Source organism: Curvibacter sp. GW821-FHT01G03 (genome assembly GCF_059422285.1).
The window spans coordinates 356,917-369,381 of the sequence record NZ_JBWKWP010000001.1; the positions used below are offsets into that span (position 1 = coordinate 356,917).

Annotated in this window: 13 protein-coding genes and 1 tRNA gene; 5 read left to right on the forward strand and 9 right to left on the reverse strand. The window is 64.3% G+C overall.

The features are described from left to right. Positions 1–42: 42 nt before the first annotated feature. Positions 43–858, forward strand: a complete 816-nt coding sequence (locus AC07VS_RS01665; RefSeq protein ID WP_492347158.1) for a GntR family transcriptional regulator — start codon at positions 43–45, stop codon at positions 856–858. Between the two features lie 77 nt (positions 859–935). Then, on the forward strand, positions 936–2,177 hold the full coding sequence (locus AC07VS_RS01670) for a CaiB/BaiF CoA transferase family protein (RefSeq protein ID WP_494750056.1): 1,242 nt from the start codon (positions 936–938) through the stop codon (positions 2,175–2,177). Between the two features lie 23 nt (positions 2,178–2,200). Here AC07VS_RS01670 and AC07VS_RS01675 read toward each other — a convergent pair whose 3' ends face one another. Continuing rightward, positions 2,201–3,487 carry an MFS transporter gene (locus AC07VS_RS01675; protein WP_492347156.1) on the reverse strand — a complete coding sequence of 429 codons (1,287 nt, stop codon included), beginning with the start codon at positions 3,485–3,487 and terminating at the stop codon, positions 2,201–2,203. Between the two features lie 134 nt (positions 3,488–3,621). On the opposite strand from AC07VS_RS01675, the gene AC07VS_RS01680 reads away from it, so the two are divergent. After that, complete coding sequence (locus AC07VS_RS01680) at positions 3,622–4,269, forward strand: TetR family transcriptional regulator (RefSeq protein WP_494750057.1); 648 nt, start codon at positions 3,622–3,624, stop codon at positions 4,267–4,269. A gap of 7 nt (positions 4,270–4,276) precedes the next feature. On the opposite strand, the gene AC07VS_RS01685 is transcribed toward AC07VS_RS01680, so the two are convergent. Then, complete coding sequence (locus tag AC07VS_RS01685; RefSeq protein ID WP_492347154.1) at positions 4,277–4,696, reverse strand: Rap1a/Tai family immunity protein; 420 nt, start codon at positions 4,694–4,696, stop codon at positions 4,277–4,279. 14 nt (positions 4,697–4,710) lie between these two features. After that, on the reverse strand, positions 4,711–4,908 hold the full coding sequence (locus AC07VS_RS01690; protein ID WP_494750058.1) for a hypothetical protein: 198 nt from the start codon (positions 4,906–4,908) through the stop codon (positions 4,711–4,713). A 457-nt stretch (positions 4,909–5,365) separates the two neighbouring features. Here AC07VS_RS01690 and AC07VS_RS01695 point away from each other — a divergent pair. Continuing rightward, positions 5,366–5,442: transfer RNA gene (locus AC07VS_RS01695), tRNA-Arg, on the forward strand. A 113-nt stretch (positions 5,443–5,555) separates the two neighbouring features. Here the strand turns inward: AC07VS_RS01695 and pap are convergent. Both pap and AC07VS_RS01705 read right to left on the reverse strand, forming a co-directional pair. Then, positions 5,556–7,148, reverse strand: coding sequence for a polyphosphate:AMP phosphotransferase (gene pap / locus AC07VS_RS01700; protein WP_494750059.1), 1,593 nt, complete (start codon positions 7,146–7,148; stop codon positions 5,556–5,558). 27 nt (positions 7,149–7,175) lie between these two features. Further along, positions 7,176–7,427: a hypothetical protein gene (locus tag AC07VS_RS01705; protein WP_492347144.1), complete on the reverse strand. Its 252-nt coding sequence runs from the start codon at positions 7,425–7,427 to the stop codon at positions 7,176–7,178. Positions 7,428–7,658: 231 nt separating this feature from the next. Between AC07VS_RS01705 and greB the strand changes: the two genes are divergently transcribed. After that, positions 7,659–8,228 (forward strand): transcription elongation factor GreB, encoded by a 570-nt coding sequence (gene greB, locus AC07VS_RS01710; RefSeq protein ID WP_492347143.1) that lies wholly within the window; start codon positions 7,659–7,661, stop codon positions 8,226–8,228. Positions 8,229–8,279: 51 nt separating this feature from the next. Here greB and AC07VS_RS01715 read toward each other — a convergent pair whose 3' ends face one another. The 4 genes from AC07VS_RS01715 to AC07VS_RS01730 form a co-directional block, all read right to left on the reverse strand. Beyond that, positions 8,280–10,553 (reverse strand): RelA/SpoT family protein, encoded by a 2,274-nt coding sequence (locus AC07VS_RS01715; protein ID WP_494656669.1) that lies wholly within the window; start codon positions 10,551–10,553, stop codon positions 8,280–8,282. A 96-nt stretch (positions 10,554–10,649) separates the two neighbouring features. Next, positions 10,650–10,850, reverse strand: coding sequence for a DNA-directed RNA polymerase subunit omega (rpoZ, locus tag AC07VS_RS01720; RefSeq protein WP_027478290.1), 201 nt, complete (start codon positions 10,848–10,850; stop codon positions 10,650–10,652). Between the two features lie 16 nt (positions 10,851–10,866). Beyond that, positions 10,867–11,487, reverse strand: a complete 621-nt coding sequence (gene gmk, locus AC07VS_RS01725; RefSeq protein ID WP_492347141.1) for a guanylate kinase — start codon at positions 11,485–11,487, stop codon at positions 10,867–10,869. A gap of 33 nt (positions 11,488–11,520) precedes the next feature. After that, a complete protein-coding gene (locus tag AC07VS_RS01730; protein WP_492347140.1) occupies positions 11,521–12,438 on the reverse strand; it encodes a YicC/YloC family endoribonuclease in 918 nt (305 codons plus the stop codon). Positions 12,439–12,465 lie beyond the last annotated feature (27 nt).

A 12,465-nucleotide genomic window follows, 5' to 3' on the forward strand; every position in this document is an offset into this window, starting at 1 on the left:
GTCAATCCTTGGCGTGGCGGCAATCTGATGCAGACTTGGGGCATGAGCTCCATCCCACCCCCGCCCTCTGAAGACGATCTCCCTCTGGATGAGGCGCCTGCCGAGCCGGCTGCTGAGCCGGTTGTTGCAGGGCAGCCCATCTACCAGCGTGTGGCTGCCGAATTGCGGCGCGGCATTGCCGACGGCCGCTATCCGGTCGGCGCCCGCCTGCCCACTGAGCTGGAGTTGTGTGAGCAATTTGGCATCAGCCGCTTCACGGCCCGGGCGGCGATCCGGCTTTTGTCGTCGGCAGGCCTGGTCACCCGGCGTCAGCGCGTTGGCACGGTGGTGATCGCCCCGCCTGACGAAGCCCGCTACCGCCACGACGTGCGCTCGTTGCCAGACTTGTTCCAGTACGCCCAGGACACCACGCTGCGCATCGTCTACATCGGGCGCATCCCGCTCACGCGCACGCAGGCGCAGGACTTCGGGGCCGAGGTGGGGCAAGAGTGGGTGCTGGCGGTGGGCTTGCGCCATGACGAGACCAGTGCGGGCGGTGGCGCTGCGCGACCCCTGTGTCTGACCCGGATCTTTTTGAACCCCATGCTGCAGGGCATCGAGGCCAGGTTGGCGGGGCGCCAGACGGCGGTCTATGCCCTGATCGAGCGGGATTACAAGGTCACCATCCAGCGCGTGGAGCAGGAAATCCAGGGTGTGGTGTTGAGTGCGGACGATGCGGCCAGCCTGCAATGTCCGGCGGGTGCGCCGGCCTTGCGCATCGTGCGCCGCTACTACAGTGACCAGGGTGAACTCATCGAGGTGGCCGACAACCTGCACCCCAGTGATCGGTTCAGTTACCGGATGGAGATGTCCCGTTGAGCTTGGTCGCGTTCTGAAACTTGCTATTTGTCAGGCCGTGGTTATAGAATTGTCCGTACAAATAAAGGACGTTCAACATGACTTCGCCCGAAACATCCCAAGAGACAAATGGCCGGCTGCCGCTGGCGGGCCTGCGTGTGCTGGCTGTGGAGCAATATGGCGCCGGCCCCTTTGGCACCTCTTACCTGGCCGACCTTGGGGCGGAGGTGATCAAGATCGAAAACCACCGCGATGGTGGTGATGTGGGACGGCATGTCGGGCCCCATTTCTTTGGCGATGACGACAGCCACTTTTTTCAGACCTTCAACCGCAACAAGAAAAGCCTGACTCTGGACCTCAAGCACCCCGAAGGCATGGCGGTGCTGCGCCGCCTTGCCGCTGGTGCCGACGCCTTGCTGGACAACCTGCGTGGCGATTTGCCTGGCAAGCTGGGGCTGACGTACGACGCACTGCGTGAGGTCAACCCTCGCCTGGTGTGTGCACACCTTTCGGCCTATGGGCGCAGCGGGTCGCGCCAGGCCTGGCCCGGCTACGACTATCTGATGCAGGCCGAGGCGGGGCATCTGTCGCTGACGGGCGAGCCTGACGGTCCGCCCACGCGCTACGGGTTGTCGATTGTCGATCTCATGACGGGTCTGGCGGCCGCCTTCGGCCTGCTGGCCGGCGTGGTCAAGGCGCGTGCCAGCGGGCAAGGCATGGACATCGATACCTCGTTGTTCGATGTGGCTCTGCACAACCTCAATTACCCGGGTACCTGGTACCTGAACGCCCAGGTGGTGACCGGGCGCACCGAGCGCAGCGGCCACCCCAGTCTGGTGCCCAGCCAGCTTTATCGAACCCGCGATGGCTGGATTTTTGTCATGTGCAACAAGGAAAAGTTCTGGCCCTTGCTGGCGGCCGAACTGGGCCACCCCGAATGGGCCGATGACCCTCGCCTGGCCACGTTCGCTGTCCGCCTGCAGCACCGGGGCCTGGTCACGGAGTTGCTCGACGCTGCTTTCATGACCCGTGACACGGCCGATTGGTTGCAGGCCTTGAGCGGCAAGATCCCTGTGTCTCCGGTGTTCGATGTGGCTCAGGCCCTGGACAACCCCTTTGTTCACGAGCGGGCTGGGGTGGAGGACTTTCGTTACAACGATGGCCGCAGCGCCCGCATGGTTGCCAACCCGATCCGCGTTGCGGGCACGGCCCTGCCTCACCGCGCGGCCCCCGCCATGGGGGAGCACAACGAAGCCTTGCTGCGCGAGGCCGGTTTTGATACTGAGGCCATCGAGCGCCTGCGGGGGCTGGGCGTCATCACCCCGGCGGCCACGGCTTGAGGCGGGCCGCCGCAGGCGGCTCTTCAGCGGCTGGTGGCGTTGGCTTTCACGGCGGCGGGCTGCAGCCGCATGATGATCAAGGCGGCGATCAGGCAGGCCCCGCCTGCCACGAACAGGGCCGGTGTGTAAGAGGCCAGCACCGAGCGCGACAGGCCGGCGCCATAGGTCGCTGTGGCAGCACCCAGTTGGTGGGCCGCAAACACCCAGCCAAAGACGATGCTGGCACGCTCAGGGCCGAACTCGGCGGCGGCCAGCTTCACGGTGGGGGGCACCGTGGCGATCCAGTCGAGTCCGTAGAACACGGCAAACATCGACAGGCCGACCAGGGTGAACTCTGAATACGGCAGCCAGAACAGCGACAGGCCGCGCAGTCCGTAGTACCAGAACAGCAGCTTGCGGCTGTCATAGCGGTCGGACAGGTAGCCCGACAGGGTGGTGCCCACCAGGTCGAACAAGCCCATCATCGACAACACAGAGGCGGCCGGCACCGGCCCCAGGCCGTTGTCGCCGCACAGCGAGATGAAGTGCGTCTGGATCAGACCATTGGTGCTGAGCCCGCAGATGAAAAAGCTGGCTGCCAGAACCCAGAATGAGGGCACCTTGACGGCGCTGGCCAGTGTGCGCAGGGGCAGGCCCCAGTCCGCACGGGCTGCGGCAGGCTGCACGTTCACGCCCGCAGGGGCGCCGTAGGCATTCAGGTTCAGGTCGGCCGGATGGTCGCGCATGAACAGCAGCATCATCACGAACACCAGCAGTGAAGCCGCGATCACCGGGGCCAGGGCCCAGCGCCAGCCATATTGCTCGATGAGCCAGACCACCAGGGGCAGGAAAACCAACTGACCGGTGGCGCTGCTGCCGGCCAGCAGGCCCATCACCAGGCCCTTGCGCTGAACAAACCAGCGGTTGGCCACCGTGGCGCCCAGCACCATGGCCGTCAGGCCCGTGCCCACGCCCAGCAGCAGGCCCCAAAGCGCAAAGGCCTGCCCCAGGCTGTGCATGAACACCCCCAGCAGCAACGAGCTGGCAATCACGGCTGCGGCAATGGCCACCATGCGCGACACGCCATAGCGCATCAACACCATGGCAGCAAAAGGCCCCAGCAGTCCATACAGCGCAAAGCGGATGGCAAAGACCGACGACAGTTCGGTGGTGGTCCAGCCAAACTCCTGGCTCAGGGGCTGCATCAGGGCGCCGGGCAGCCCGAGTGCCGCCGAGGTGACCAGCATGGCCAGAAAGGTCAGGGCGGCGATCACCCAGGCGTAATGGATGCCCAGGTGTTTCAGATACAAAGCCAGGCGGGGTGCGAGCATGCTGTGGCGTCCTAGGGGGTGAAGGGCCGCTTCGCCCGGCGTTGGGCGAAGATGGCGGCTGGCTTCGGGTTGTCGATTGTGTGGGTGTTTATGATAATGGTCGAAATCAAAAAAAGTCAACGAGGTATCCAGCCATGAAAGTGACCAAGGAACAGGCTCAGCAGAACCGGCAGGCCTTGCTGGACGCGGCCGGCAGGCTGTTCAAGAAGCACGGGATCGATGGCATTGGCGTGGCCGACGTGAGCCGCGAGGCGGGCTTGACGCCGGGGGCGCTGTACAAGCACTTTGCGGACAAGCAGGACCTGGCGGCCCAGGCGTTCAGCCACGCCTTCCGACGTGGCTTCGATCGGGTCAATGCCCCGCGGCCGGGGGCGGAGCGCAGTGTGGACACCTACCTCAAGGTCTACCTCAACCCGCGCATCCGGGACGACCTGGAGGCCGGGTGCCCCCTGATCGCCACCGCCTGTGAAACGGCACGCCAGGGTGAGCTGCTGAGTCAGAGCTTTGCGGATGCCTTCGTTGAGTTCCGCACCGGGCTGGAGTCGGTGCTGCCAGACACCGGGGATGCGGCCCAGCGGTCTGCACTGGCCAGTGTGTTCGTGGCGGCTTTCGTCGGGGCGACCGCCATTTCGCGGGGTGTGCTCAAGGCCGATCGGGCCCTGGCGGACGAGGTGCTGGACCAGGTCCGTGGTGTGCTGGCCTCGCTGGCAACAGTGCCTGATGACAAGGGCGCAGATGGCAACGGCGCAGACGGCACTTCCTCTGCGCCCGGGCCGCGCTGAAGCCAGGTCAGTTCTTGTTTTTGCAGCGGTAGGCGCGAAGGGCAGCTTCGCGGATCAGGTAGTCGGCCGGCAGGCCCCATTTTTCAGGGTGCTCGCGCACGTGTTTGGCCACGATCTGGTACATCTGCATCGACGCAAAGTCGTCGGGTGTGCACAGAAAATCGCGCTCACCGAGGGTCGAATCCCAGACGCCCATGACGTAGCCCATGAACATCAGGATGTCGCGGCCGTCCTTGGCGCTTTGAAGCCCTTGGCGCTGCCGCTCGTAGGCCTCTGACCATCGATTGAGTTCGGCGCCGTCAATGAACTCGGCGCAGGCCCCCATGCACAGCAAGCCTCCCAGCAAGGCGGCAACCCCTTGGCGTACCCAGGTCCTGGTGGGGCGGGTGACGGGGCTTTTGTCGTGGCGGGCAGAGCGTGGGGACATGGGTTCTGGGTCAATCAGGGCTGGTGGCGATTGGCAGGGCCGGGCTGTGAGGTCGAGACGCCGTTGACGTCGGTCGTGGCTGAGGCTGTGGCGTCGGCGCGGGCCAGCTCCTGGACCGGGGGGCGGCTGGTCTCTGGCGGGCGGGCCGAGGGCAGGGGGGTTGAGTTCCAAAGCAGCATCAGCCCGACCGTGCACATCAGGGTGGCGGCCATCAAGGCGATGGCCACCGTCTGAAGAATGCGGTTGGAGGGCTCGTTGCTGGGGTGTGCACCGGTGCCAGCTTCTCCGCGCCAGGCTTTGCAATGAGGGCATACGAACGCATCGGATGCGAACGTGGTGCCACATTCACGGCAAGTCACCGTTGCCATCGCCTGCTCCCTGTCTGGCTCATTTCGCCACCTCCATGTGAAACTTGATTTTGCCCAATTCCTGCACCTTCCGGGCCTTGGGCCCACAGTATTCCTGGCAACCTCAGCGACCGGGCCAGCGTCGACACCGATTGCAAAAAAATCGCGGGTTTCCCCGAGGGGTCTTGAAAATGGTGCATAATTGCGGTCTTCGCACAACGAAGCGCTTCTGACCTGAAGCAACGCGATGCAAAGCAAGTAAGAAAAAATTTTTCAAACTTCGCAAAACACGCAAAAAAATCAGGTTAGAATACAAAGCTCAGCGGCTGTAGCTCAGTTGGATAGAGTACTTGGCTACGAACCAAGGGGTCGTGGGTTCGAATCCTGCCAGCCGCACCAAACGACAAGCCCTAGAACAGAAATGTTCTAGGGCTTTTTCGTTTCTGGGTCTCGTCTTTGGCCATCGCGGGGCGACCTTCAGGCCGGGCTGAGCCCGGCCCTCGACCTGGGCGTCAGGCTTTCTTGGGTTTCTTGCGCGTTGCGGCCTGTGCGGCCTTGGGTTGCGCCGAGGCCTTGCGTGTCTTGGCCTTGCCCGCCTTGCCCGCCTTGCTTGTCGCTTGATCGAGTTCGGCTTCGAGCCGTTCGCAAAGCGTGCGCAACACCTTCACCCGCGCGTGATTCTTGTCGTTGGCCTCCACCAGGGTCCAGGGCGCATTGCCTGTGCTGGTGCGTTCGACCATGTCGCAGATGGCTTGTTGGTAGGCATCCCATTTCTCGCGGTTGCGCCAGTCTTCTTCGGTGATCTTGAAGCGCTTGAAGTCAATCGATTCGCGCTCTTGAAACCGCCGCAATTGCTCCTCTTGGCTGATCTGCAGCCAGAACTTCACCACGATGGTGCCGGCATCGGCCAGTTCGTGCTCGAAATCGTTGATTTCAGAGTACGCGCGCTGCCAGTCGGCCTCGCTGCAAAAGCCTTCGATGCGCTCGACCAGCACGCGCCCATACCAGGTTCGATCAAAGATGCTGACGTTGCCCTGGCGCGGCAGGTGGCGCCAGAAGCGCCACAGATAGGGTTGGGCGCGTTCCTCCTCGCTTGGGGCAGCAACGGGAATCACCTGGTACTGGCGTGCATCGAGGGCCGCCCCGATGCGCCGGATGGCGCCGCCTTTGCCTGCGGCATCGGGTCCTTCGAATGCGCAGACCAGGGCTCTCTGGCGAAAGCCGGGGTGGCGCACCAGTTCAGCCAGACGCCCCTGCCAATGGGCCAACTCGGTCTTGTAGGACTTGTCGGCCAGAGAGCGCGCCAGGTCGAGTTGGGACAGCACGTTGCGTCCATCGGTGTCCACCCGCAGCAGGGGCGCCGCGGGCGGTGGTGGGGCGCTGGCGGCGGCGGGCTGGCCCAGGCGCTCGCGCAGCGCCTTGAGCACCAGTTGCCCGACCGTCAAGGAGCGGTAGCGATCGTCATTGCCTTCCAGCACGATCCAGGGGGCCTGGGCGGTGTTGGTGATGCGCAGCAGGTGGCCGGCGGCATCTTGCAGTTGGTCGTAGGTTTTCAGCCGATCCCAGTTCCAGGCGCTGACCCGCCAGGCGGTGCGTGGATCGCTTTCCAGGGCTTTGAGGCGCTCGCGCTGGGCGTCCTTGGTCAGGTGGAACCAGAACTTCAGGATCAGGGCACCCTCCTGGGCCAGCATCGCCTCAAAGCGGTTGATCTGTGCGGCACGGGCGTCCAGTTCGGCCACGGTGATCTCACCGGCGATGCGCTGCCGGATGGGGTCGGAGTACCAGGATCCGGCAAAGATGCCCAGTCGGCCCTTGGGCGGCAGCGAGCGCCAATAGCGCCACATTGGCGGGCGTTCGCGTTCTTCGTCCGTGGGTTCGGAGAAGGCCAGGGTCGACAGGAACCGAGAGTCCATCCACTCGTAGAGCAGGTTGATGGCTTCACCCTTGCCGGCACCGTCCTGGCCGCTGATCAGCAACAAGACAGGGAAGGGCTTTTTTTCATACAGCTCGGCCTGGGCCTGGAGCAGGCCTGTGCGCAGTTCGGGAACGGCCGCTTTATACGCGGCTTTGCTGATCTTGTGGCCCAGCTCGGCAGATTCAAACATCGGGTCGGATTCCTGTGGGTGGGGGCGTCAGGGCTTGGCGACTGGGCGCCCTGGGTGTGGCAGGCGCTTGGCCGTCATCACCAGCACCAGGCAGTCCTGGGCGCTGAGCATCGGAAACCGCTCTTTCAGGGCGCGGTAGGCCAGATGATCATGGGAGCTGGCGCTGCCCCAGCCATTTTGCTGCGAAAAAAACGGCGCCAGCATTTCAAAGGCCTCGAAGAAGATGGCGCGCAGATCGTGCCGCGCGCGGCGCTCTGGCGAAGGGGCTTCGATGGACATGGTTTCCTTTCCGGGGCGGGGGCGCCTGCCAGGGGCGAGGTCACCACAGAATGTATCGATTGCGGTCCCCTCTGTGTGGGGTGCCGGATTGACGTGGGGCAAGCTCGGGCCAAATCAGGGGCCCTCAATCGGCGATGGCCGGGCCTGTGGCAGATTCGTGCACACTCGGAGCCCTGCGGCCCACCACGGGTCAGAGGCCCTGCGCTGGCCGGGATTGTTGAAGAGGGGATCATGAACAAGGCGTTCACGCGAGAGTCAGACGCTGGGGCGGACGACGACGAAGACCTGGGTCTGCCGGCCCTGCCTGCTGGCACGCGCAACTACATCACGGCGGCAGGCTACCAACGCCTGCGCGACGAGTTATTCCAACTGATCGACGAAGAGCGGCCCAAGGTGGTCGACGTGGTTCACTGGGCCGCCAGCAATGGCGACCGTTCGGAAAATGGTGACTACCTGTATGGCAAGAAGCGTCTGCGCGAGATCGACCGGCGCATCCGCTTTCTGACCAAGCGCCTGGAGATCGCCGAGGTCACCAACCCCAGCGTGCACCATGGCAGTGATCAGGTGTTCTTTGGCGCCACCGTCACCTACGAAGACGACGAAGGCGTGCAGCGCACGGTCACCATCATGGGCATCGACGAGGCCGACAGTGCGCTGGGGCAGGTCAGTTGGGTCTCGCCGGTGTCGCGCGCCTTGCTCAAGGCGCGTGAGGGCGATGTGGTCAAGCTGATCACCCCTTCGGGTCCGCGCGACATCGAAATTCTGCAGGTGGTCTACCCGGCGCCGACGGCTGCGGACTGAACCCGCCCGACAGGGCCACTGCGCGGCCCGCGGAACGTCGTCCGGGCCTTCTCAGGCCCCCGGCTTGATGCGTGCAGCCCTCAGCACGGTGGGCGTGCGCTGCAGATGCCGTAAGGCGGCATCCAGGTGCGGGGTGTCCTGAACCGACACCAAGAAGCGCAGCTCGGCCGTGCTGGCCGGGCCTTCATCGCCCATGTCGACATGGGTGATGTCTACCTCGGAGGCGGCCAGATCGGCGGCCACGCGGGCCAGCACACCCTTGCCGTTGGTCACGGTCACCACCAGCCCGGTCTCGAATGGGCGAACCGGCTCGTCGGCCCAGTCCACCGCAATGAAGCGCTCGCTGTCCTTGTGCTGCAGGCGTTTGGCGGTGGCACAGTCGGCAGTGTGAACCACCAAGCCTTCGCCGCGCCCCAGGTAGCCGACGATGGCATCGCCCGGGATCGGGCGGCAACAGGGGGCGTACTTGACCGAGGCGTTCTCGCTGCCATCGAGCAGCACGGCGCCCTGCGACAGCTTTTCGTGCGAGGTGTAGCGTTCGCGGGTCAGCAGCAGGGCATCGCGCTTCTCGCCACCCTCGGTCATCAGCACCGTCAGGCGCTTGGCCACCATGCTGGCAATGCGCTTGCCCAGGCCGATGTCGGTCATCAGCTCGCTGCGGGTCTTGTTGCCGGTGAAGCGCAGCAATTTGTCCCAGATGCCCGGGAAATGCGGGTCACGAGCTTCAGGCAACCGGTCGATGCCCTCGGCACGCAGGGCCTGGATCAGCAGCTTTTCGCCCAGCGATTCGGATTCTGTCTGGGCCAGCGTCTTCAGGTAATGCCGGATCTTGGAGCGGGCCCGACCTGTGCGCACAAAGCCCAGCCAGGCGGGGTTGGGCGAGGACACGGGGGCCGTGACCACCTCCACCACATCACCGTTCTTGAGTTCGGTGCGCAGCGGCACCTGCTCGCCATTGATCTTGCCCGCCACCGTGCGGTCGCCGATGTTGCTGTGGATGGCGTAGGCAAAGTCGACGAGGGTGGCGCCCCGTGGCAGGGCCATGATCTGGCTCTTGGGGGTGAACACATAGACCGCATCGGGGAACAGGTCGACCTTGACGTGGTCCCAGAACTCGGCGGCATCGCGTGTTTCGTTCTGGATGTCGAGCAGCGACTGCAGCCACTGAGTGCCCAGACGCTCGGAGGGATCGCCTTCGTGGTCGGAGGCCTTGTACAGCCAGTGGGCGGCCACGCCGGCTTCGGCCACCATGTGCATCTCTTCGGTTCGCATCTGGAACTCGATGTTGATGCCCGAAGGGCCCACCAGCGTCGTGTGCAGCGACTGGTAGCCGTTCACCTTGGCAATGGCGATGTGGTCCTTGAACTTGCCCGGCACCGGCTTGTACATCTGGTGCAGCACGCCCAACGCCGTGTAGCAATCGGTGATGCCCGGCACGATGATGCGAAAGCCGTAGATGTCGGTCACCTGGGCAAAGCTCAGGTGTTTTTCATCCATCTTGCAATAGATCGAATACAGCGTCTTTTCCCGCCCGGCCATGCGGATGCGCATGCCCAGCGTGGCAAAGGCGGCATCGACATCGGCCTGCACCTTCTGGATCAGGTCGCGGCGTCGACTGCGGGCCTTGGCCACCGCTTTGCCCAGGATGGCGTAGCGCCAGGGGTGCAGGTGGCGGAACGACAGGTCCTGCAGCTCGCGGTAGGTCTGGTTCAGGCCCAGGCGGTGGGCAATCGGCGCATAGATTTCGAGCGTTTCGGAGGCGATCCGGCCCCATTTGCTCTTGGGCATGTCCGACATCGTGCGCATGTTGTGCGTGCGGTCGGCCAGTTTGATCAGGATCACCCGCACATCGCGTGCCATGGCCAGCAGCATCTTGCGGAATGACTCGGCCTGGTTTTCTTCGCGGGTGTTGAACTGCAGCTTGTCGAGCTTGGTCAGCCCGTCGACCAGTTCGGCCACCTGCAGGCCGAAGCGATCAACCAGCTCGGCCTTGGTCACGCCGCAGTCTTCCAGGGCGTCGTGCAGCAAGGCCGCCATCAAGGCCTGGGCATCGAGCTTCCAGACGGCGCATTGGGCCGCCACGGCGATCGGGTGGGTGATGTAGGGTTCGCCGCTGTTGCGCAACTGGCCCAGGTGGGCCGCGTCGGCAAAGCGGTAGGCCTGGCGCACCTGCTCGATGCCGGTCGGGCCCAGGTAGCCGAGGCCGTCGACCAGGGCGGCAAAGCTGGCGGCGGCGGCATTGGCGGCTGCAGTCGTGGCTGAACCGGCGGCCGCGGCAGCACTTTTCGGGGGCGTGGCAGAGGAAGAGGGCAGCACCGCAGTCATGCTTCTAATGTAGCGCTGTCAGGGATGTGTGGGACAGAGGGCAAAAAAAAGCACCGCGGCTGCGGTGCTTTTTCGGCGCCAGGGGCGCGAGCAGGTTCAGGGAACCTTTTTGAGCATTTCCAGGCCGATCTTGCCTTCTGCGATTTCACGCAGGGCAGTCACGGCCGGCTTGTTCTTGCTTTCGATCTTGGGCGAGTGGCCCTGACTCAGCATGCGGGCGCGGTAAGTGGCCGCCAGAACCAGCTGGAAGCGGTTCGGGATATTGACCAGGCAATCTTCAACGGTAATGCGTGCCATGAGGGTTCTCCGCGGGCTAGTCGATGTTCAGTGAGTGGAAGGTGTCAGCCCGGGCGCGTCGCTGGGCTGCATACTTGAGACGTTGGGCGTGCACCACGGCTTTCATGTCGAAAAGGGCGCGCTCAAACAATTCGTTGATTATAACGAAGTCGAATTTGGAAGCCTGCGCCATCTCGATGGCGGCGTTTTTCAGGCGCAGTTCGATCACGTCAGGCGCGTCTTCGCCGCGGCGCTCCAGGCGCGATCGCAGCTCTTCCCAGCTGGGGGGCAGGATGAAGATCAGGATGGCGTTGGCAAACGCTTTCTTGATCTGGATCGCGCCCTGAAAGTCGATCTCCAGCACCACATCGGCGCCTTCGGCAATGCGTTCTTCGATGGCTTTTTTCGAGGTGCCGTAGCGGTTGCCGTGCACATGGGCCCACTCGATGAAGGCGTTGTTGGCCACCATCGCGTCGAATTCGGGCTGGGACACAAAGAAGTATTCGCGTCCGTGCTTTTCCTGGCCACGGGGTGGCCGGGTGGTGTGCGACACCGAGGGCTGGACACGCGAGTCCAGCTCCAGCAGCGCCTTCACAAGGCTGGACTTGCCGGCCCCGCTGGGGGCGGCCACGACAAACAGGTTTCCTGGGTAATCCATGATGGGCTCGGAGTCTGGGTTGGGCTCTGGGGCTTATTCGATGTTCTGGACTTGCTCGCGCATCTGCTCGATCAGCACCTTCATGTCCACGCTGATGCGGGTCAGTTCCAGGGCGGCCGATTTCGAGCCCAGGGTGTTGGCCTCGCGGTGCAGTTCCTGGATCAGGAAGTCGAGCCGTTTGCCCAGCTCGCCGCCCTTGGTGAGCAGGCGCTCCAGCTCGTCCAGGTGCGAATCCAGGCGGGTGATCTCTTCGGCCACGTCGATTCGGATGGCGAAAGCGGTGGCCTCGGACAGGGCGCGGTCCTGGGCCGCCTCGGGCAGGGTGCTGCCTTCGGTCAGGTTCATGGCTTCTTTCCAGCGCTCCAGAAAGCGCTGGCGCTGCTGCTCCACCAACTGGGGCACCAGCGGGGTGGCCTGGGCGGCCAGGGCGCGCAACTGGCCGATGCGGTCTTGCAGCATGGTGCTCAGGCGGGCGCCTTCACGCTGGCGCGCCGACAGCAGTTCCTTGACCACCTTGGCGGCCAGGGCCTGCACCTCTTCGGCACTGGGCAGCAGGGTGTGGGCATCCGAGCCCCCCAGCCGGATCACATCCGCCACGCTCAGCGGCGTGGCCTGCGGCAGCCAGGCCCGCACCTGGTCCTGGATGGCATTGAGTTTTTGCAGTTGGCGGGTGGTGGGCTCTTTCAGGCCGTCGCCGCCTTCCTGGTCCAGGGCGGCGCGTACTTCCACCTTGCCCCGTTTGAGCTTGGCGGTCAGCAGCTCGCGCAGGGCGGGCTCGTGCTGGCGCAGCTCTTCGGGCAGCCGGAAGCTCAGGTCCAGAAAGCGGCTGTTCACGGCGCGGATTTCCAGGCCGAACCGGGTGGTGGCACTGCTTTTGGCGTCGCCGCCGACCTCAGGGGTGGCCACGTCCTGCTGGGCAGTGGCGTAACCGGTCATGCTGTAAACTGGCATTGGGTTCTATTACATAAATCAATACAG